Source organism: Hugenholtzia roseola DSM 9546 (assembly GCF_000422585.1).
Classification (GTDB): Bacteria; Bacteroidota; Bacteroidia; order Cytophagales; family Bernardetiaceae; genus Hugenholtzia; species Hugenholtzia roseola.
The window spans coordinates 97024-118733 of the sequence record NZ_KE383886.1 but is presented as its reverse complement, the minus strand read 5'-3'; the positions used below and the strand labels follow the sequence as shown (position 1 = coordinate 118733).

At 39.7% G+C, this 21710-nt stretch carries 16 protein-coding genes and 2 tRNA genes; 10 read left to right on the top strand and 8 right to left on the bottom strand.

The window, feature by feature from the left end; translation table 11 throughout:
• Positions 1-4: 4 nt before the first annotated feature.
• The 4 genes from G500_RS0119175 (at position 5) to G500_RS0119160 (ending at position 7901) form a co-directional block, all read left to right on the top strand.
• Complete coding sequence (locus G500_RS0119175) at positions 5-973, top strand: hypothetical protein (protein ID WP_027003711.1); 969 nt, start codon at positions 5-7, stop codon at positions 971-973.
• An 83-nt stretch (positions 974-1056) separates the two neighbouring features.
• The gene (locus G500_RS0119170; RefSeq protein ID WP_027003710.1) at positions 1057-4095 is read left to right on the top strand and encodes an HsdM family class I SAM-dependent methyltransferase; all 3039 of its coding nucleotides are present in this window, start codon (positions 1057-1059) and stop codon (positions 4093-4095) included.
• 14 nt (positions 4096-4109) lie between these two features.
• Complete coding sequence (locus G500_RS0119165) at positions 4110-4724, top strand: hypothetical protein (protein WP_027003709.1); 615 nt, start codon at positions 4110-4112, stop codon at positions 4722-4724.
• A gap of 15 nt (positions 4725-4739) precedes the next feature.
• Positions 4740-7901, top strand: coding sequence for an Eco57I restriction-modification methylase domain-containing protein (locus G500_RS0119160; protein ID WP_027003708.1), 3162 nt, complete (start codon positions 4740-4742; stop codon positions 7899-7901).
• A 69-nt stretch (positions 7902-7970) separates the two neighbouring features.
• On the opposite strand, the gene G500_RS0119155 is transcribed toward G500_RS0119160, so the two are convergent.
• Complete coding sequence (locus G500_RS0119155) at positions 7971-9263, bottom strand: AlbA family DNA-binding domain-containing protein (protein WP_027003707.1); 1293 nt, start codon at positions 9261-9263, stop codon at positions 7971-7973.
• Positions 9264-9730: 467 nt separating this feature from the next.
• On the opposite strand from G500_RS0119155, the gene ahcY reads away from it, so the two are divergent.
• The 3 genes from ahcY to G500_RS0119130 all read left to right on the top strand — a co-directional run bounded on the left by ahcY (position 9731) and on the right by G500_RS0119130 (position 13537).
• Complete coding sequence (ahcY, locus tag G500_RS0119145) at positions 9731-11041, top strand: adenosylhomocysteinase (protein ID WP_027003706.1); 1311 nt, start codon at positions 9731-9733, stop codon at positions 11039-11041.
• 483 nt (positions 11042-11524) lie between these two features.
• Positions 11525-11929: a helix-turn-helix domain-containing protein gene (locus G500_RS0119135; protein ID WP_154657232.1), complete on the top strand. Its 405-nt coding sequence runs from the start codon at positions 11525-11527 to the stop codon at positions 11927-11929.
• A gap of 33 nt (positions 11930-11962) precedes the next feature.
• Positions 11963-13537, top strand: a complete 1575-nt coding sequence (locus G500_RS0119130) for an NFACT RNA binding domain-containing protein (protein ID WP_027003703.1) — start codon at positions 11963-11965, stop codon at positions 13535-13537.
• Here the strand turns inward: G500_RS0119130 and G500_RS25325 are convergent.
• The 3 genes from G500_RS25325 to G500_RS0119105 all read right to left on the bottom strand — a co-directional run bounded on the left by G500_RS25325 (position 13534) and on the right by G500_RS0119105 (position 16790).
• Positions 13534-14424: a leucine-rich repeat domain-containing protein gene (locus G500_RS25325; protein WP_051203910.1), complete on the bottom strand. Its 891-nt coding sequence runs from the start codon at positions 14422-14424 to the stop codon at positions 13534-13536. The two genes, G500_RS0119130 and G500_RS25325, sit on opposite strands and share 4 nt — an antisense overlap.
• 152 nt (positions 14425-14576) lie before the next feature.
• Complete coding sequence (gene trmB / locus G500_RS0119115; RefSeq protein ID WP_027003702.1) at positions 14577-15236, bottom strand: tRNA (guanosine(46)-N7)-methyltransferase TrmB; 660 nt, start codon at positions 15234-15236, stop codon at positions 14577-14579.
• A 180-nt stretch (positions 15237-15416) separates the two neighbouring features.
• Positions 15417-16790 carry a saccharopine dehydrogenase C-terminal domain-containing protein gene (locus G500_RS0119105; RefSeq protein WP_027003701.1) on the bottom strand — a complete coding sequence of 458 codons (1374 nt, stop codon included), beginning with the start codon at positions 16788-16790 and terminating at the stop codon, positions 15417-15419.
• A 208-nt stretch (positions 16791-16998) separates the two neighbouring features.
• Between G500_RS0119105 and mgtE the strand changes: the two genes are divergently transcribed.
• From mgtE to G500_RS0119080, 3 genes are all read left to right on the top strand, one after another.
• Positions 16999-18348, top strand: a complete 1350-nt coding sequence (mgtE, locus tag G500_RS0119100; protein ID WP_027003700.1) for a magnesium transporter — start codon at positions 16999-17001, stop codon at positions 18346-18348.
• A gap of 467 nt (positions 18349-18815) precedes the next feature.
• Positions 18816-19046: a hypothetical protein gene (locus G500_RS0119090; RefSeq protein ID WP_027003698.1), complete on the top strand. Its 231-nt coding sequence runs from the start codon at positions 18816-18818 to the stop codon at positions 19044-19046.
• Positions 19047-19331: 285 nt separating this feature from the next.
• On the top strand, positions 19332-19739 hold the full coding sequence (locus G500_RS0119080; RefSeq protein ID WP_027003697.1) for a response regulator: 408 nt from the start codon (positions 19332-19334) through the stop codon (positions 19737-19739).
• Between the two features lie 156 nt (positions 19740-19895).
• Here the strand turns inward: G500_RS0119080 and rsmA are convergent, their stop codons facing one another.
• The 4 genes from rsmA to G500_RS25320 all read right to left on the bottom strand — a co-directional run bounded on the left by rsmA (position 19896) and on the right by G500_RS25320 (position 21695).
• Positions 19896-20720 carry a 16S rRNA (adenine(1518)-N(6)/adenine(1519)-N(6))-dimethyltransferase RsmA gene (gene rsmA / locus G500_RS0119070; RefSeq protein ID WP_027003696.1) on the bottom strand — a complete coding sequence of 275 codons (825 nt, stop codon included), beginning with the start codon at positions 20718-20720 and terminating at the stop codon, positions 19896-19898.
• A gap of 113 nt (positions 20721-20833) precedes the next feature.
• Positions 20834-20905 (bottom strand) — tRNA-Glu (locus G500_RS0119065).
• 65 nt (positions 20906-20970) lie between these two features.
• Positions 20971-21042 (bottom strand) — tRNA-Glu (locus G500_RS0119060).
• Positions 21043-21293: 251 nt separating this feature from the next.
• On the bottom strand, positions 21294-21695 hold the full coding sequence (locus tag G500_RS25320; protein ID WP_051203908.1) for a hypothetical protein: 402 nt from the start codon (positions 21693-21695) through the stop codon (positions 21294-21296).
• Positions 21696-21710 lie beyond the last annotated feature (15 nt).

Sequence of the window (21710 nt, the reverse complement as noted above, 5' to 3'; positions counted from 1 at the left end):
ACCCATGCACCTACACCGCATAGACTGCACAACCCATCACGCCTTTTTGCAGGAAGCCCGCCAAGACCCCGTTACAGGCGATGTCATCAAAAGTGGTGATACGGTCGTTTTTTGCGCTGCCTGCAAGTCGGTTTTCCTGCAAGAAACCTGGGAATATCTTGGTAATACACACTGTCATCAGCAAGAAACCTTGCCCCAAATTCCTACAGAAAAACATCTAAACATTCGAAGTAACGCTTTTGACCTGTACCGATATAGAATGCGGTTCAGGTGTGATATTGATAAAGACATAGACAATTTGAGGGGCTGGAAGACGAAGACGACAATATTTAAAAAAACAACAGAAGATAAAATAAAACAAAAAAAAGAAAATAAAAAATTATTTATAAAAATATCTTTTATGATATTAACAGTTTTAAATTTTGTTCTATTTTTTTTAACATTAACTTTCAATATTTTTCTTATTGAAAAAATAATACTTATTAATATTACATTTTTAACTTTTTTATTATATATTTATTTAACTGTGTTTTTTACTGACAAAAAAAAACCAACAAGAGAGCTCCTGACTGTAATATATCCCCAAGAAGACGAAAGACTAATTTGGCTTAATAACCAAGAAATCTGCCTATTAGAAAAATCTATGTATGCGCACATAAGCATGGAAGGCATAACGCAGGTATTGGTAAGTGGTTATGAAGATGTGAAGGACACAAACATTACACTCGAAATCGCCTATAAAGACGAGCAACAGCAGGCGCAAACTGTCAAAATAAACATCTATCTGACGTTTGAAGATGCTAAAAATGTCATCGATGCTTTGAAAAGTTGGGCAAAAAAAACGCGCGTAATCATTCATGCCAAAAAACTACCTACTTTCGGTCGCATGGGAGAAAAGGTGAGCGAACTTCTTTCTTATATCTATTTTTTATACAATTATAGAGATGCAAAATTTGAATTTGTAGAAGATTAGAGAGTCTTTTTTCGCCGTCTTTGCTCTTGCCCAACTTGTTTTGTGTAGCTGCGCAACACTTGTTATCTAAAAATAATTAGAAAGTGCAGAATTTGCTCTTTTCTCTTGCAAATATATTTTTTTTTGCCGTTATTTGCCTTTATTTTGGTAGTGTTAAAAAAGCGCACAGAAAGATGGAAAAGGCTCTTAGGTATCTCGAAAAGATTGATTTTAAGGAAGAAAATGGGCTTGTCCTTTGCGATAGCTTCGAAGCGGTGCGCTATGATGCCGAGCGATTGCAAGTAGCCACTGTTGCTAAAAAATTAGGTGCTAAAGCAATTTTATTTAGAAGATTTTATGATTTAGATGGGGAATATAAAAACTCGAAACCAAGCGTCTATATTTTTGATGATGAGGAATTATTGAACTTAAATGGCACAAAAGCCACTGAACTTCACGCCAAAATTTGGAGTGCAGGCGAAGTTGAGGTATATATGATTGTGGGCAAAACTGAACTCAAAATTATCAATGCTCGCCGTCCTGCCGAAATAAAAGATAATGCTTTAAGTCTTGATGGCTTAAAACTTTGGGCTGATGCCTTAGAAAATTTCAACGACCAACGTTTTTCTGCCCACATTTTTGGGAAAGGAATGTTTTGGGAGCAGGAGGATTTTGGAAGTGAAAAAGCCAAATTATTTTATAAAAATCGTTTAAAAGAAGAAAATACGCCTTTTCATCAGTTGTTAGACTATTTATTAGAAACTCGTAAAACGATTAAAATTGTAAATCAAAAAACTACCGATAGACTGATTATTATTTGCGTGCTTATCAAATTTTTGGAAGGCATACAAGACGACGACGGAAAACATACTTTAAAAGCTATTTATAGAGATTTAGACGTTAATAACTTAGAAGAAGCCTTAGAAAAGGACTTAGATAGCTTCTTTTCCATTTTATATAATTTGGCAAAAGAATTTAATGGACAAATATTTACTATTTTGGATGATGAAAAAACAGAAATCCTAAATAGCAATACTATCGGTTTATTAGCTCAATTTTTACGTGCAAAACTTGATATTAAAACGAAACAATTTTTTATTTGGGAACAGTATAATTTTAATCATTTACCTGTTGAGCTGATTAGTTCGATTTACGAAAATTTCTTGCCCAAACAAAAAGGCGTAGTTTATACGCCTCCTTTCTTAGTCAATTTTTTGATTGACGAAATAATGCCATTAGATAAACCTGCTTTATCCCCAAATAATGAGTTTAAAATTCTTGACCCAAGTTGCGGTTCAGGTGCTTTTTTGGTAGCGGCTTACAAAAGATTATTGGATTGGTGGACTATACAACATTCCACAAAAGAAAAATTACAGTTTCCTGACAAAGAAGTCTGCCAAACTTTATTGGAAAAAAATATTTTTGGGGTGGATATTGAACCAACGGCTACCTTGATTACTATTTTTAGTTTGACAACTACGCTTTTGAACAAACTTACGCCCAAAGAAATTTGGAATGGTTTGAAGTTCAATGATTTGCGAGAAAATATCCAAACCCAAAACTTTTTTGAGTGGGCAAGTACCGTAAGCAAAGATTTTGATTTGGTAGTGGGGAATCCTCCATTTAATAAGGAAAATCAGACAGCTAATGCAAATATTAAACTCACTGAGCAGCAAGTAACAAAACTAAATTTAAAACATTACAATAAGGAAGGTAACAAATTTGCTCTTTTGTTTTTTGAGGGCGCAATGGCTTTGGGTAAAAAAACTTGTTTGATTATACCTTCAAATGTACTGTTATATAACAAAAATGCACAAGAATATCGCAAAGATATTTTTACAGATTTTACAGTTCATAAAATTTTTGATTTTACACATTTACGAAGAATATTATTCGGAAACGCAGAAGTTCCTGTTTGTGCCATTATTTCAGAAAACAAAAAATCTGAACAAAAGCCCATTGAACACACGATTATTCACAGAATTGAAACTACCGAAAAGAAAATTGCTTTTCAGATAGACCATTACGACCGTCATTTTGTGCGTTGGGATTGGGCAACAGACGAAACCAAACAATTTATTTGGAAAACCAATTTATTGGGCGGAGGAAGTTTGTTTCATTTGATTTATCGGTTGAGTTTGTTGGAAAATTTGGATAGTTTCATCAAACAAAGAAGCACAACTGACAATGAATGGATTTTTAATATTGGGTATATTGTAGGTAAAAGTAAAAAAAAGTATGATGCCCCTCATATCTATATGAAAGAATCTATTATTACTGAAACTTTCTTAGAAGATGGTACTTTTAAAACAAGAATTGAAACAGAAGATAAATGCTCTGAGCCTCGAAAGCCTCTGTTATTTGAACCACCTTTGTTAATTATTAAATGTTTGATTGGGAAAAAAAATATTCCTATTGCATTTTTAGATAGTGCTATAAGATTTAAAGATAGAATAGTAGGACTTCATGCACCTAAAATATATCGTGAAGACTTACAAAAAATATACTTTAACCTTAAATATAATTTTAAATCTCTGTATCATTTAATCTTATTAGCTATAAGTGCAGAAACTTTAATTAACAAAGAAAACACTTTTAGTAAAGAAGACTTATTAATACTTCCTTTCCCCGAAAATGAAGAATATTTACAACTTTCCGAAACCGAAAAAATCATTCAAAATGATGTTTTGGAATATTATAGGCATTTAGGCAAATCTGTAAATGGTGATGCAAAAAAACTTTATACAAAAGTAACCCAAGCCCAACTCGAAGAATTTGGGGAGATTTTTTGCAATACCATGAATGAGGAACACGACCACGCCGAAGAAAATAGGGCTTGGCAAATAGGTAATGTTTATGAAACTGATAGTTTTGTTGCCTATCAGTTTATTTTTGGTGAAATTCAAAATAATAGTATATTTGAAGTTAGAAAAACGGATTTGCAGCATTTGCAAAACCTTGTTTTTAATACAGAAGAAAATTCCAGTGCTATCTTTGTTCGTGTGCTGCGATATTATGGCAGTAATGAAGAATATGATTTTGTATGGTTAATCAAACCCAATACAATGCGCTACTGGTTCAATTCTATTGCATTGAGAGATGCAGATGATACTTTTACTGACTATTTCGAAATTGGTTACTAAACAATAAGCGAGTTATGAATAAACCTAATCCACAACACAAATATGATAGAAAAACAACTATCAAGAGGTTGATAGAATTTATAGAAAAAGAACTACATAATTTTCCTAACTCACAGGAGTTTATCGATATTTTAAAACTTAAAAAAAATGAAAATCAACACACACAGGCTTTCTCTGTTTTTATGCAGGCGAAGTGCAGGTCTAAATACAGTTTCCAAAGAGAAGTTGCTCAAAAAGGAAGTTATACTGTTGATATAGGCGTATACAAAGGGAGTCTTTTGATTTTTGTAATTGAAGCCAAAATCTTACCTACTCCAAAAGGCGATAGGAAAGAATATGAATATGTCTATGGAAAAGGAGGCGCAATACAAAGGTTTAAAGATAATAAGCATGGTTTAGATGACAAAAACAACCTTTTGGAACAAAACGCCATAATTGCCTACATCAAAAAAGAAACATTTGAACATTGGTTTGATAAAATAAATGAATGGATTTTAGAGGCAGGTTGGTGTGTGGAAGAGTGCCTTACCCCAAAATACCTTAACCAAAACGATAAACACCTTTCCCGTCACACCCGCATAGACAATACCGCACTCAAATTGCATCACTTTTGGGTAAAAGTTACTTAAAAATAAACCAAAACCATGCTCTTCCAAACCACCATTTTGCAGAAATATTTGCAGGCGCAAGAAAAAGATGCCGCCCAAAAGGAGCGCGTCCAGACCGCTTGGCGCAATTTTAAAGCCCATTTCCACAACCCCAAAGTGCAGGAAAATATCCGAAATAGTAAGGAAGAACAGTATCAAGGTGAATTTTTAATAGACCTTTTCGTGAAAGTTTTGGGATATACCAAGAACCCAAACCCCGATTTTAACCTCACTACCGAACTCAAAAATGTAAAAGATAGCAAAAAAGCAGACGGCGCAATCCTACTCAAAGACGCACAAGACCCCAAAAAAGACCCCTACGTGGCGGCGGTCATAGAGCTAAAAGGCACTCAAACGACCGATTTGGGCAAAATTGAAACGCAGGCTTTTGGATACAAAAACAACCAACCCAAATGCACCTACGTCCTGACTTCGAATTTTGAAAAGATAAGATTGTATGTAGAAAATGCCATTGAGCATATAGAATTTAACCTTTTCAAGCTCTCCGAAAAAGAGTTTCAGGTGCTATACCTGCTTTTGGCTTATCCAAATTTGAAAGACCACCTGCCCAAACGAATTAAAGAAGAGTCCCAAAATCAGGAAGATGTCATTACAAAAAAATTATATCAAGATTATTCTACTTTTAAAGAACAACTTTTTGAGAACCTTGTCGCTAAAAATCCTAACTATGAGCCGCTGCTACTTTTCAAAAAGTCGCAAAAACTTTTAGATAGGTTTTTATTTATCTTTTTTGCCGAAGATAGACAACTTTTACAACCACATTCCATTTCCGAAATTCTGGCGCAATGGAAGCGCATGAAAAATTGGAACTACTACCTGCCTTTATATACGCACTATCGCCACTATTTTCAGTTTCTAAACGAAGGACTGCAAAACGACGAACTGCACATTTTCCCCTACAATGGCGGACTTTTCAAGCCCGACGAGGTATTGGATAATGTCCAAATTGATGATGAAATTTTGTACCATCATACCTTGCTTTTATCTGAATATGATTTTGCAAGTGAAGTAGATGTCAATATTTTGGGGCATATCTTTGAAAATTCCCTGCACGAATGGGAGGAAGTAAAGGCGCGTTTTGCAGGGGAGAATACCGAAAAAAAGCAAACCAAGCGCAAAAAAGACGGCATCTTTTATACCCCCAAATTTATTACGCAGTACATCATAGCCGAAACAGTAGGCAAACTTTGTAACGAAAAGAAAAACGATTTAGGGCTAAAAGAAGAAGATTTTGTAGCCGACAAAAAACGACATCAGAAAGAAAAATTAGCACTTTTAGAACTATTAAAAAAGTATAGAAGTTGGCTTTTAGAAATTACCATCATAGACCCTGCCTGCGGTAGTGGGGCTTTTCTAAATGAAGCACTTAATTTTTTGATTGAAGAACATTATTATATAGACGAACTACAAGCCAAACTTTTGGGCGACGCGCTGGTGCTTTCTGATGTAGAACGCAGCATTTTGGAGCGAAACCTCTTTGGCGTTGATATCAATGAAGAAAGTGTAGAAATTGCCAAACTTTCACTTTGGCTAAGAACGGCAAGACCGAATAGAAAACTAAATGATTTAAACCAAAACATAAAATGTGGAAATTCGCTGCTCGGTTTTGAGTGGGAAAAGGAATTTGCGCAGGTCTTTGCAAAGGGCGGTTTTGATGTCGTTATTGGAAATCCGCCGTATGTGCAGCTACAATCGCAGCGCGAACTTTCGCTAAGTTTGGAAAAGGCGGGCTATCAGACCTATGAAAAAACAGGCGATTTGTACTGTCTTTTCTATGAAAAAGGCAATCTTATTTTAAAAAATGGCGGACTTTTGGGCTATATCACCTCTAATAAATGGCTTCGGGCAGGCTATGGAAAATCCTTGCGCGAATATGTGCGTAGGCAGACGCAGCCCCTGCTGCTCGTAGATTTGGGGGCAGGAATTTTTGAAAGTGCGACCGTAGATTCTAATATTCTGATTTTTGAAAAAACAAATTGCATATTAGAAGAAGATAAAAATCCCAAACCTTTTACTGCCTTAGACCTAACAAAGGAAAAAGATTTTTCCGATTTTACAATTTATCAAAATCAAAAAATAAACTTCCTACCACAACCAAACGACATCTGGACGCTGGCAAACCCCAAAACGCTGGAAAGAAAGCGAAAAATTGAAGCCGCTGGAAAGCCGCTCAAAGATTGGGACGTACAAATCAATTATGGCATCAAGACAGGCTACAATGAGGCTTTTATCATCGACAAGGCAAAGCGCGACGAGCTTATCCGACAAGACCCCAAGTCGGCAGAGCTACTCAAACCCATTTTGAGAGGCAGAGATGTGCAGCGGTATGTACCCGAATTTGCAGATTTGTATTTGATCGCTACTTTTCCCGCCCTCAATTTGGACATAGAACAATATCCTGCTATCAAAAATTATTTAGAAAGTTTTGGTGAAAAATTGCACCAAACAGGCGAATCTTACAAAGACGAAAACGGAATTTTACAAAAAACACGTAAGAAAACTTCTAATAAATGGTTTGAAACACAAGACCAAATTGGATATTACCAAGATTTTGAAAAACCAAAGATTATTTACCCAAACATGACGCTCTACCTGCCTTTTGTGTATGATACGAAAGGTTATTACATCAATGACAAGGGCTTTATCTTAACATCAAACAATGACGTTAGTTTAAAATATTTTTTAGTTTATTTTAATTCAAATTTTGCGAAGGAATGGATACGTGAAAACTGCCCCGAATTGCAGGGCGGCACAAGAGAATTGCGCAAAGTTGTTTTTGAAAATATCCCGATTCCCGAACCTTCCGCTTCGGACTTGCCGCTTTTCGAGTCTTTGTGTGATGGCATGTTGTCGGATTATGGTTTATTGTCGCAACTACAAAATGGCTTTTTGGGCAACCTGCGTCGAGAATTTGGCTTAGAAAGCCTTTCGCGTGCCTTGTCGGATTGGGCTTCCCTTTCCTACAAAGACTTTTTGGCAGCCCTTGCCAAACAAAAAGTATCGCTTTCGCTTTCGCAAAAAGCCGAATGGGAAAGCTATTTTGAGCAGTCTATTGCCCAAGTTGCCGACCTCAAACAAAAAATAAACCAAAGAGATGCCGAAATAGAAGCGCGTGTGCGCGATTTATACGGACTTTGAACCGTCGGCGAGGTTTTTTGAAAGCCACGTTTTAAAACGCTATTGCTGTTTTTTAGGTAAAACTACGTTTCAAATAAGACTACCTCGCACTGGACTCAATTTGTCATCAACAAAACAACGGTCGTATTCAAGCCCAAACACTCTACCAATTTTTTCTGAATGATTTTTGGCTATTGTTAAAATATCGTTTTCAGTGAGTGTTTTTGGATTAAATCTAAAATTTAGCTTAAAATTATTATGTTGTTTATTATAAAGAGAATCTAACTCTCTTGTTCGAAAATTATCATAATTATAATGAAATCCATAAGGTTTTAAATTTAACATATTTACAAAACTAATTTGAAGCAGTACGTCATCATAATATTTTATCAACTCGTAGAACTTTTTTGAAAATCCTAATAAAAGCATCTCATACGTAATAATATCTGTCAAATGAATTGCAACTTCATCATTATTTGTTTGTTTATTTTTATATGGATAAATTATTGAATTTGATAATCCTGCTTCAACAAAACCATTATTCAAAATTTCAAAATAAGAATTTATTTCACGTTCGTAAACTAATATATTTTTTAATAAAATCCCATCAAGTTTTAAATCATAAAAATAAGAAGATTGGTATAATGACTTTGAAGGGTCTGGATAGTAACCAGTTGCATTTCGCTTAAGCCAATCCCTAAGTTCAGAAACAGATAAGTTAATTTTTTCTTCCTTAGGAAATTTTGGAATTAAAGAAAAAAGTACGAGAGGTTTTGGAAAATTTGTTTCGTTAACTACTGTGGAAAATAAACTTTTAGAATTTCTATTTAACCCAAAACTTGCATCATCTTCATCTTCAAGATTTCTTTTTTTGAGGAAAGCATTAAACTCGTCCGTTCTATTTTTTGAAAATTCAAACATATCTCTGATTTGGTTATGGTTTGCAGGTTTTGAGCTATCATTCAATCTAATGAAATAATTATTATGTTCGGTTGTAATATGTGGCTTTTTTGTACTTTCAGGAATATAAATAACGACAATAATTTTATCGCTATTAGGTATTTCAATAGTTTTGGGGTCAAAATAAAAAATTGGCGGTTCTATATTTGTACTAATAATTTGATTTATCCACTCATCAATGTCTTTATTATTAACTTTTTTATCAACTCCTATTATATTGTAATTTTTATCAACCCCAATAACTAAAAAGCCACCTCCCGAATTTGCAAAGGCGGTAAAATCCTTTGAAAGTTCTTTTTTTGCTTTGTCAGGATTACCAAACTCGCCCTTAAAATCTAAGTGATAGCCTTCTCGTTCTTTTCGAACAGAAACTAAATCTTCAATGTCATCGTATGTCAGTTGTGAAACATGTTTAGAAAACATAATAGTTATTTTATTTTTTACAAAAGTTATACAATTAAAAGTCTTTCTCTTACTTGAAAAAAAGACTGCAAACAAGCTATTTGCAGGGCAAACCTACCAAATATTTCTTAAACTTCCAAACAAAAATGAGTTATTTGCCTTGTCCCTACATTTGCATTTTCGTAGGGACAACGCACCGCGTTGTCCGAACTATGCGCGAATGAAACAATAAAGTTTTTCAATTCCGCCCTGCGGACAAGGCATGCCTTGTCCCTACATTTGCATTTGTGAAATTCAAACCCTAAGGGTCTTGGAGACCCTTAGGGTTTTCAAAACGACTCTATGTTTATCTGCTATGGTCTGTTTTTCAAATATTTATGGGCAGTAGCGGCTTGGTTTGCTATTTTTTTCGTAACTTTGTGCAAAGCAATAGAAGTGCGCTTCTATGGCTTGGTTTTATCTTTTCATATTTTCATCATACGCATATTATGGTCGAGACAAGACTTCCGTATAAAGTAAAAGACATTACCCTTGCAGAATGGGGCAGACGTGAAATGGAATTAGCAGAGGCAGAGATGCCGGGCTTGATGGCGTTGCGCGAAGAGTATGGCGCAAGCAAGCCTTTGAAAGGAGCGCGCATAGCGGGCTGTTTGCACATGACTATCCAGACCGCCGTATTGATAGAAACCTTAGTAGCCTTAGGTGCGGACGTACAGTGGTCGTCGTGCAATATTTTTTCTACACAAGACCATGCCGCTGCTGCGATTGCTGCCACAGGCGTACCCGTCTTTGCGTGGAAGGGCATGACCGAAGAAGAATATGAGTGGTGCATCGAGCAGACGTTATTTTTTGGCGAAGGGCGTGAGCCGTTGAATATGATTCTCGATGACGGCGGCGACCTTACCAATGTCGTTTTAGATAGATACCCCGAACTTGCTGCACACGTCAAAGGCATTTCGGAAGAAACCACTACGGGCGTACATCGCTTGTATGAGCGTGTCAAGAAAGGCACTTTGCCGATGCCTGCTATCAATGTCAATGACTCGGTTACGAAGTCGAAATTTGATAACAAGTACGGCTGTAAAGAATCTTGTGTAGATGCCATTCGCCGCGCTACCGACATCATGATGGCGGGCAAAGTGGCAGTAGTAGCAGGATACGGCGACGTAGGCAAAGGCTCTGCCGCCTCCTTGCGTGGTGCAGGTGCGCGTGTTATCGTTACCGAAATTGACCCTATCTGTGCCTTACAAGCCGCTATGGACGGTTTTCAGGTCATGCCTATGGCAAAAGCCATTCAGGTAGCCGACATCGTCGTTACGGCAACAGGCAATAAGGACATCATCAAAGGCGAACACTTCTTGGCTATCAAGGACAAAGCCATCGTGTGTAATATCGGACACTTCGACAACGAACTCGACATGGCGTGGCTCAACAAAAACTACGGCAAGCACAAAGTTCAAATCAAACCACAGGTAGATATCTACACCCTCGAAGGCGGCAAGCAAGTTATCGTTCTTGCCGAAGGTCGTTTGGTCAATTTGGGCTGCGGCACAGGACACCCTTCTTTTGTCATGTCTAATTCTTTCACCAACCAAGTCTTGGCACAAATCGAGCTTTGGACAAATGGCGCAAACTACGAAAACAACGTCTATACGCTTCCTATGCACTTAGACGAAAAAGTAGCCGCTTTGCACCTCAAAAAATTAGGCATCGAGTTGGACGTTCTCACCGAAGACCAAGCCGCTTATATCGGCGTTACGCCCGAAGGACCCTTTAAGCCCTCTTATTATCGCTATTAAAAAGCCTTTAAAGACCGCTTAAAAGGCACTTGTCTATTGTCTGTAAAAGTCTTTTTTCTTTCCCAAGTGCAATATTTTAGGTTGTACTTGGGTTTTTTATTTGGAAAAATGAATGTGCCTCTACAAGGCGTTTTGAACACAGCGCGAAGCTGGAACTTCGCGCTACAGTTGTACGGTTCAAATAAAAAAGGGGGCAAGTCTAATTTCATTGCCTGCCAAATTTGAGGCAATTCAAGCGCAAACAAGTTAGAAGCGCGAAGCTGGAGCTTCGCGCTACAGTTTGAGCGGACAAAAAAAACAACCTTCTCTTTAAAAGAAAAGGCTGTTTGGTCGGACATGTAAAAATTGGAAAAGCTCTTATCCTCGCGTACCAAGAAAAGATAAAGCATTCTCCTTTTTAGATGCGATTGTTGGTTACAAAAGAATGATTATATTATCATACTGCCAAATCAATTTTTGAAAACACACAATCTTTTTTTGAGAATGAAAATGCGAGTTGGACAACGTCTTTTAACTTTTCGCCAAGAGCGCAAGCTCAGGCAGGTAGAAATGGCTGAACTTTTAGGGGTTTCCCCTGCTACCTATTCGCGCATCGAGCGCGACGAAAGCAGTTTGGAATTTGAGCAAATCATACGCATTGCGCAAACCTTAGAAGTTTCTGTGCAGGATTTTCTACCAGAATCACTTTTGTTTAGAGGCTTCTTAGATAAAGAAATGCCGCCGCTATCGGAAAAGCAAGAAAAAGAAATTAGCACCGTTTGCCTTTTAGAGCGCAAACTGAAACTTAAAGAGCAGGAAAATCAGTTCTTACAAGAAAAAATCGCCTTTTTAGAAAAGGAGTTAGAACGCCTGCACCTTCTTTTAGAACAAAAAAAAACAATTAGTTGAACTTTAAAAAAACAAGTAGAATCACTTTTAAAAATGCACCACAACTACTATTTTCTTACCGCCCTTGCCCAATCGCTAAATCATTCTTTGGTTGGGTTTGAAATACAAACGGCTTTTTCACAAAATAAAGATGAGCTTTTAATTGGATTTAGTTCGGAGCGCGAAAAGCGCGATTTTTGGCTGCGTTTTTCGCTGCTGCCCGAACTGACAACGCTTAGTTTCCCTACCGATTTTGCACGCGCCAAGCGCAATAGCATCGACCTTTTTCCCGATATGATAGGCTTAGAAGTTGAAAGGGTCTATGTTTTCGAAAATGAACGCGCTTTGGGTATTGATTTAAAAGATAGTGAAAATAATAACAAAACTTTAGTTTGTAAATTTTTTAGTGCCAGTCCCAACTTATTGCTCTTCGAAGGCGAAACCGTAATAGACCTTTTTATCAAAAGCCGCTCCCAAGACTGGGACATCGAAAAAACGGCGTTGCACAAAAAAAGGGAAACCACTTGGGAGGCATTTCAAAAACAAGGCGTAGGCGCAAGTTTTCCTACTTTGGGTAAAGAATTGCTCAAAGAATTGGGCTTGAAAAGCGACGAAACCAGTGCCGAAAGTTGGGAAATTTTACAAGATTTTTTCTTTTATCTAAAACGCCCTACTTTTTATCTCCTCGAAAAGCAAGGACAAATTTCGCTTTCCTTTTTCGAAAAAGAAAACATTTTATACCAAACCCAAGACCCCATAGAGGCAGCAAATCGCTTTTATAGTGAATTTTCTAAAACTTTTTATCTACAAAAAGAAAAACAAAAAGCCTTAAAGAGTTTGGAAAAAAAGCTACGCCAGACCCAAAACTACATCGAGAAAAACTACGAAAAATTAGACCAAATCCAAAGCAAATCGCGTTATGAAGAAATCGGACATATCCTGATGGCAAACCTGCATTTGATACAAGGTTATGAAAAAGAAGTTACGCTTTTTGATTTTTACCAAAACCAAAATATCGTCATTCCACTCAAAGCGCAAATAAGTCCCCAAAAAAATGCAGAAAATTTTTATAGAAAAGCCAAAAATCAGAAAATAGAAATTAAGAAATTAGAAGAAAATATCGCCCAAAAAGAAAAAGAAGCCGTTAAAATTCAGAAGCACCTCAACGCCCTCGATGCCATTACAAGCCTTAAAAATTTGCGCCAATATCTCAAAACGCATCAAATTAAGGTAGAACAAGGGGCTGACAGTCAGGAAGATGCCCTTCCCTTCAAACAATTTGAAAGTGAGGGTTTTCAAATTTGGGTAGGCAAAAATGCCAAAAATAACGATTTACTTACCCAACGTTTTGCCTACAAAGAAGACCTTTGGTTTCATGCGCGTGGCGTAGCAGGCTCGCACGTCATTCTCAAATATAGGGCAGGCAAGCCCTTTCCCAAAAGCGCGATAACGGTGGCGGCGCAAATTGCGGCTTATTATTCGAAGAGCAAGACCGATACCCTTGTCCCTGTTATCGTTACGCCTAAAAAGTTTGTGCGAAAGCCCAAAGGCGCGGAAGTGGGTGCTGTTTTGGTGGAGCGCGAAGAAGTGGTGATGGTAGAGCCGCAGCTACCTGTGCAGGGCGTTTAGAAAAAGATTTCTGTTTTGGGCAGGGCAGTTCTAATTTTTTCTATCTCCTCTTTTGGAATAGCATTGCCCTCTATGTGCAGTTCGCGCAGGTTTTGTAGGCGAAGCAGGACGGCAGGCACTTGGCTTAGTTGGTTGTAAGAAATGTCTAAATTTTCGAGATTTTCCAACTTCTCAAAAGAGAGTGGCAGTTCGGAAAGGTAGTTGTTTTTGATTTGTAACACGCGCAAATTTTTGAGATTGCCAAAATCGCTATTCAATTCTTTGAGGTTGTTATCGCTTAAATTTAGAAACTGCAAATGCGAAAGTTGGCTAAAATTGGCAGAAAGTTCGTTCAAACGATTATTATTCAAATCTAAGACCAACACATTTTCGAGCCTTGCAAGGGCAGAGTCGAGGGTCGTGAGTTCGTTTTCGGCTAAATTTAATTGCACAATAAAAGGAAAGTCTGTAATATTAGCAGGAATTTCGGTTAGCCCATGGGTAGAAAAATCGGCACAGAAGACAATTTTGGGCTGCATCTTCGCCGCTTGCAGGCTAAAACATTCGGCGGCTACGTGTTCCAAAAGCATTTCGGCGGCTTCGGGCTTGCCGCCATTCATCGCCTTGATAAGGTCGTGGCAATGCTCGATGCTCAAATAGCCCAACTCTTTATTGAGGGCGTTTTTGGCAATCGCACGCTGGTAGTACGCCTCTGCATAGGCATTATTGAGGCTGATGGCAGTCGTGAAATGGCGTATCGCCTGCAAATATTCCTTTTTTTCCAAATGCGACAACCCCTGCCAATAAAACGAGGTGGGGTCTTCTTCCACTTGCGCCGCAAGCGGAGAAAGCCCAAAGAATCCTACCCAAAATAGTATCTGTAATGAAAGCAGAGCCAACCTTTTCATATTTTTAGTTATTAAGTACAAAAGAAAACCTTTGATGTTTAAAAGACTCAAAATGTTGTCCAAAAATAAAAACTAAAAACGCGCCTGATGTAAGGAAAGAGGCGAAAATGAGCTTTCGCTGCGCCTTGGGTTTGTCTTTTTGTGGTTGAAGGCTATTTTTCAAAATTGCATTTGAGGAATTTAATGGTCAGCCCCTCGCCCTGCGCTCTGCGTTCATAACGGGTTGTGATACCGTAATGTTCTTCTAAAAGGGGCGATTGGTATAAATCCCACGTATATTCTAAGTTTTTGATGGGATATTTTTTTAATGTTTCCAAAGTAAATTCAAAAAGCAAATCGCTATCTGTTTTCAAACGAAAACCGCCTTCGGGTTTGAGGATTTTTTGGTACATACTCAAAAACCGTTCTGCCGTTAGTCGCCTTCTGATGTCGCGATTGCGCGGACGGGGGTCGGGGTGAATGAGCCAAATTTCGCTTACCTCGTTGGGTAGGAAAAAACGCTCCAAATGGTGAATTTGGGTGCGCAAAAAGGCAACATTCGAAAGCCCCAAGGTTAAAGCATCAGTAGAGCCTTTCCAAAGCCGCTCGCCTTTGATGTCGATGCCGATAAAGTTTTGGTCGGGCTTTTGTGCCGCCAAACCGACGCTATATTCGCCATAGCCACAGGCTAATTCTAAAATCAAGGGATTTGTATTTTGGAAAACCTTTTCACGCCAAGTGCCAATAAGTTCGGTATAACCCTCTTTTTCAGGCTCAAAGACGTTGGAGCGCGTGAGATTTTCTCCAAAACGAATCAATTTTTTTCTTGCCATAGTCAAACTATTTACAAAGCCAAAAGGAGCATTATTTTTTGAGAATCCCATTCCACTTACAAAAAAGTACGCACTTGGGTAGGGACAAAGCCACTTCTATTTTCAGACCTTGTCCCTACTTTGCTTGAAAGGGCGCGTACTTTCTGACCACAAAATAAGCCTTCTGGCGGCATTTATTTTTTAGGAATACACTGCTTCTGTCGCAATTTCTTTTATTTGTTCGGAAAAAGCGATACCAAATTCGGCTAAGGCTGCCAAAGTAGGCGCGTAGATTTCCTTTTGCACAGGCACGCAGACCCCACGCAGCGGAATTTTGCCTTCCAAGACCAACTTAGCCGCAATTCCCAAAGGCAGTCCTACCGTTTGTGCCATTGCCGTATCTTGCTGGTTTTTGCCCAAAACCACTAAATCGGAGGTTAGTTCGTATGCCTTTCCTTCCAAAAGATATTTGATTTGGTGCTGCATCACTATCATATCTTTGTCGGCGGCTTCGAGTTTCCACTTTGTTTCTAAAAGTGCTTGTAAGATTTGAGCAGGTGAAAAAAGATTGCCTTCGGCATGGGGAATCAAGAGGGCTTTGTTTTCGAAAAGTCCCAACCATTCGAGTTTCTGAAAGACGGCATCTTGGGGCGTAATTTGGAGCAAATCGCAAATCTTTTCTTCCAACGTTTTTTGGGTATCATAAGCGAGGAAAGAATTAGTAAAGTCGCGATAGGTAAAATTTTGTGGCACTTCAAGGGTATAACTATCATCAGTCATGCCCAAAGTTACGAGGGCTTGCCAAGCCTTTCCGTATCCGCTTCGTCGGATAGTGCCACGCAACATAGTAGGCACGTTTTCGAGCTGATAAACGCTGCGGTAGGAAAGTGAGTCGCGATTCGGATAGACTTCAAAATTGCCTTCAACGCCTTGTATTTCAATGGGTTGTGAAGATTCGAAGAGGCGATGGTAGGGCGTAAATTTGAGCTGTCGGTTTTGGATATATTTGACCGTTCCCTGTCCTGCCAAAACGACGTTGCGCGGATTCCACGTAAATTTGTAGCCCCAAGGGTTTGTATCGGATTGTGGCGCAACCAACCCTCCTGCCGAGGAGCGGAAGGCGGTAATTTCTGCCCCTTTTTGGCGCAAATGGTCTAAGATAGCCATAGCAGAAAGGTGGTCAATTCCAGGGTCTAAACCCATTTCATTGAGGAGCAGGACGTTTTTTTGAAGTGCCGCTTGGTGCAAAGCCCGCATGCCTTCGGACACGTAAGAAGCCGTAATCAGGTGTTTGCCCAAAGCAACACAGGTCTTGGCAACTTCCAAATGCAGCGCGGCAGGCAGGAGCGAAATCACAAGGTCTGCCTTTTCTACCTCTTGCCTGCATTGGGCAAGGTCTTCTACGCGAAAGGCAAATGCCTGCGCCCGCGCCTGTGTGCCTATTTTTTCCGCCGCCAAAGCAGGGTCTTGGTCGCCAATGCGAATGTGCCAATCCGCCGCTGGCGCGTGCGCTAAAAGATACTGAATCAGTGAATATGAGGAGCGACCTGCGCCCAAAAGCAAAATATGTTTCATAGTGCGACCCTTAAAAGGCGCAAAGTTAGGATTTTTTTGGGAAAGGTCTGACCCTGCTACCTGAAATTTAAAACACAAAAAATAACAAGCCCCAAAAGCACCAAAAGCCATTTTTTAGCCCTATCTTTGTTCGAAATGTAGCAAGGGGCTTTCTCCGAAGCCGTTTAGAAGTGAAACCGCTCTCTTTTCACCACAAACCCCCACCGCCTTGAACTTTGTCCTGACCCAAGACTTTCTCGACCAATTTATCCAAGCCATCGAAAAAAAAGAGGAGGCTTGGATTGTGCAGGCTACACAAGACCTTTTCCCTGCCGACATCTCCTCCATCTTAGACGAATTAGATACCGAAGCCTGCAAGTATGTCATCAATTTGCTCGATAAAGATGTCAGCGCGGACATCATCAGCGATTTAGACCCCGACATACGCACCAACTTTCTAAAAGAATTTGAACCCCAACAAATTGCCGCCCTCCTACACCACACCGATTCAGACGATGCCGCCGACATTTTAAGCGAACTACCCCTCAAAACGCGCGAGGAGATTATCGCCTTTGTAGATGAAGAAGATAGAAAAAATATCTTAGACCTGCTTCACTATGAGGAAGATAGCGCAGGCGGCTTAATGGCAAAAGAACTTATCAAGGCAAATATCAATTGGAATGTAGTGCAGTGCATCGAGGAAATTCGCCGTCAGGCAGAGAACGTCGAGAAAATCCACTCCGTTTATGTAGTAGATGACCAAAACCGCCTCTTGGGGCGCGTTTCGCTCAAAAGGCTCATTTTGAGCCGTGCCGAAACGAAGGTCGCTGATATTTACGAACCCGATGTAGTGGCGGTCAATTCTTATGACAGTGCCGAAAATATCGTCGAGCTGATGAAAAAATACGACTTAGAAGCCGTCCCCGTCGTGAATGTGCAGGGCGAACTGCTGGGGCGTATCACGATTGATGACGTAGTAGATGTGATGAGCGAACAGGCAGAATTGGAACGGCAAGCCATGTCGGGGATTTCGGAAAATGTAGAAGAAGACGATAGCGTTTGGAAGCTCACAAGGGCGCGTCTGCCTTGGCTCATTATCGGCATGACAGGCGGACTGCTGGGAGCGCGTTTTATGGGGCTTTTCGAGCAAGACCTCATTCTGATACCTGCCTTAGCCTTTTTTATTCCCCTGATTACTGCCACAGGAGGCAATGTGGGAATCCAATCCGCTACGCTGGTAGTGCAGACTTTAGCCGAAAAATCTGCCCTGCAAGAGAGTTTGGCAAGCCGTCTTTTGAAGTCGCTTTTAGTAGCACTTTTTAGTGGGATTGTCATTGCAGGAGTCGTGTTCGGATTTAATATGCTTTATACCCAAAATATAAAATTAGCCGCCGTTGTTTCTATTGCCCTTTTTGCCGTCGTGATGATAGCCTCGCTTTCAGGTACGCTAACGCCAATTATTCTTTCCAAAATGGGCATCAATCCTGCCGTCGCTTCGGGTCCTTTTATTACGACTGCCAACGATTTGATAGGGTTAGCCGTTTATTTTTCCGTAGCAAGGCTGCTCTATGGAGTGTGATAGATTTGTATTTTCTAACTTTTTGTCATATTTTGGCATTGTTACAACGGTCAGAAGGTCAAAAAACGGAGTTTTGTGCTTCGCATAAGCCTCCTGAACCCCCACCCTGCCCTACCCCCATAGGCAGTAATGTTAAATTCTAAAAATTAGATTCAAATGTAGGGACAAGGCATTGCCTTGTCCGCAGTGAGATTGAAATAAAAAAGGACTTTCAGACCCAAAAATAGGGGTCAGTCCAAATTTTATTTCGTGTCAAATTTGATAAAACAAGGCTTTTTACAGAACTTAACATTACTGCCCCCATAGGGGAGGGTTCGAAAACCAAATCATTTTTTTGCATAAATGCAAAAAAATGATATCGAAAATAAAAGCCCCGCCCTATGGGGGCGAGGTTTGGGGTAGGGTGCATTTAAGACTTTTATCGTTGCAACAACGCCCATATTTTCCCATCTTTTCCCCTTTTCAATATGAAACTCAAAGATGCCGCACTTTTTTTAGCCTTAGCCTCTGTCGTTTGGCTTTTTACCGATATTATCCGCCTCTTACAAATGGCATGGAGCTATTTTAACCACCAATACCTCTTCACAATAGACGCTTTTGTGGCACTATTTAGTTCGATTTTGCACCTAATTGTGCCGATTGCCCTCTTTTTGGTAGCGGCAGCTTTGCGCAATAGCCGTTTGGCAAAGGACGAATGAGCGCGGCAAACGGTAAGCAAGACCCGCTAAACACGTCGAAGTTGCCCTTATTTTGTGGAAAAAATTTGCCCCATAAGGCTTTTTGGCTTATCTTTCGGTGAAAAAACCCCCATCTTTGCATTTCTAACACTTGTTTGCAACCAAATGCAAAATTTAACCTTAAAAGTAGGCAAAAAGCAGGTTTGCTATGGTAAAAAGAGCTAAAATTTCTTAACTTGCCAAAACAAACCCAAACGCCGTTTTTCCCTCAAAAATCCTTTCCATCTCTAACACCTCCATAAAATTATGGCTATCCAAGAAAAATTAGGACTCGTGATGTTGATAGACGACAACGACACCGACAATTTCATCAGCAAGCGCATTATCGAGCTTACAGGATTTGCCCAGCGCATCGAAATTCGCAATTCAGGAAAGAGTGCCTTAGAATATCTGACCGAAAACGAACACAACCTCGACAACCTTCCCGATTTAGTCTTCTTGGACATCAATATGCCGATTGTAGATGGTTTTATCTTTTTATATGAATTTGATAAGATGTCCGAACAAATTCGTCAGAAGTGTAAAATTGTAGTCCTTTCCAGCTCCGACAACAAACGCGACATCGATAGAATGCTCGAAAATCAGAACGTCATCAAGTTTCTCACCAAACCTTTGAGCAGCGAAGCCCTGCAAGTGCTACGCGAGGTGCTATAGATGTTTTGGGTGCAAGGAAGGCGCGAAGCCCCTGCGCCATTCCGCTATCCCAAGTCTATCCGAAAAGTGCCTCTGCTCGTTGCGTCAGAAATTTTGGCATCAAAACTTTTCGGGTACTTCTATTTTTTAGGCTTCAAATGATATTTTTTGCGCTTTTTACATTTTTTCAGACTGACGCGCCTTTTCTATGCTCTGCGTAAGGGCGATAAAATCTTCTACGCTAAGTTGTTCGGCGCGTTTGTCCAGATATTGCTGTGGGTCGGAAAAAAGAGGTGGCAAAAGGGATTTGAGCGCGTTGCGTAAGGTCTTGCGGCGTTGATTGAAACCTGCCTTTACTACCTGAAAAAACAACTTTTGGGCGCACCCCAATTCCTTCCTACCATTTCTAACCAAACGAATAACGGCAGATTCTACCTTCGGCGGCGGATTAAAGACCTTTGCCCCAACGCTAAAACTGTATTCTATTTTGTAAAAAGTTTGAAGCAAGACGCTCAAAATGCCATAAGTCTTATTGCCCTCTTTCGCTGCCAAGCGTTGCGCCACTTCTTTTTGTATCATACACACCACTTGCTGCACCTGCTCCTGATGCGCCAAGACTTTGAAGAAAATCTGCGAGGAGATATTGTAAGGGAAATTGCCGATAATAAAAAGTGGCTGATTTTCAAAGCGTTGTCCTAAGTCGAGTGCCAAAAAGTCGCCTGAAATTAGGTGCGCAGGGCGGTCGTTGTTTTTCCAATAGGCTTCAAAATGCTGTGCTAAAAAGGCAATCGATTCGGCATCAATATCAACGACAAACATCTCCAAGTCTGTTCTTTCGAGCAAATACTTAGTCAGAACCCCCGTACCTGCCCCAATTTCGAGCGTGCGCATAGGCTTTTCGCCCTGCTGCAAAGGAAGAAGATTGACAATTTTTTTAGCGATATTTTCGTCGGTGAGAAAATGCTGCCCCAACTGTTTTTTGGGCTTGACAGGACTTGGCATAAGAAGGAAATTTGGAAGTAAGGCACGAAAGCAAGTAGTGGCAGAAAAGATAAAAGCATAAAAAAAACGCCCTAAAAAATTAGAGCGTTTTCCAAGTTATCATGAGTTTTTTGTACTCCATAGGGGAATCGAACCCCTGCTACCAGAATGAAAATCTGGCGTCCTAACCGCTAGACGAATGGAGCATCTTTTGCTCTGCTGCCTTTCCGACTACGAAAAAGCATTTTGAGGCATTGCACCTCTTTTTTCGTACTCCATAGGGGAATCGAACCCCTGCTACCAGAATGAAAATCTGGCGTCCTAACCGCTAGACGAATGGAGCGTTGTGTTTTTTTTCTTTGATTTGGTATCGTTCCCAAATCGTGATGCAAAGGTAGGTCTTTTTTTTGAATCTGCCAAATGTGGCGGCAATTTTTTTTCGACTTTTTTCTACTTTTTTTTGTTGGCTTATTTTTTTTGCTTCAAAGGTTTGAAAATCAGGACTTTCGTTTTTGGGCAAAGGCGCGTTTTTTGTTGGAAACCTATCATTTCCATCATTCTTTACCCAAAACGAAAAGAGAGCGGCATTTGTTCCTAACGGTCAGCCCAAAGTTCTACGCTGTTCCCTGCGGCATCTAAAAGGCAAATTCGGGGCGGCATGGGCAACAAGACCAAGTGATTTTGGGCATCAATTTGTAGGGCATCTTCTTTATCGGCAGCATAGCGCGTTTCTTTTGGCGTTTTTTCTACCTGATACTTACGCGCCAAATAAGAAATGGGGGAAAGCACCTCGCCCTGAAAGTGATGCAATTCGTAAAGACCCTCGATGATTTCTTCTAATTCGTCGCCGAAATGTTCTACAAAGGCATCTTCAATTTCGTGAAGTTTGTTTTCTACTTCGTCGTAGAGGGGGTCGTTGTAGTCTAAATCTGCCAGCTTATTTTTTTGCTCAATGATAGCGATAAGGGCAGTGTCTAAAAGGTTTCGTTTTTTCATGTTGTTTGTTTAGGT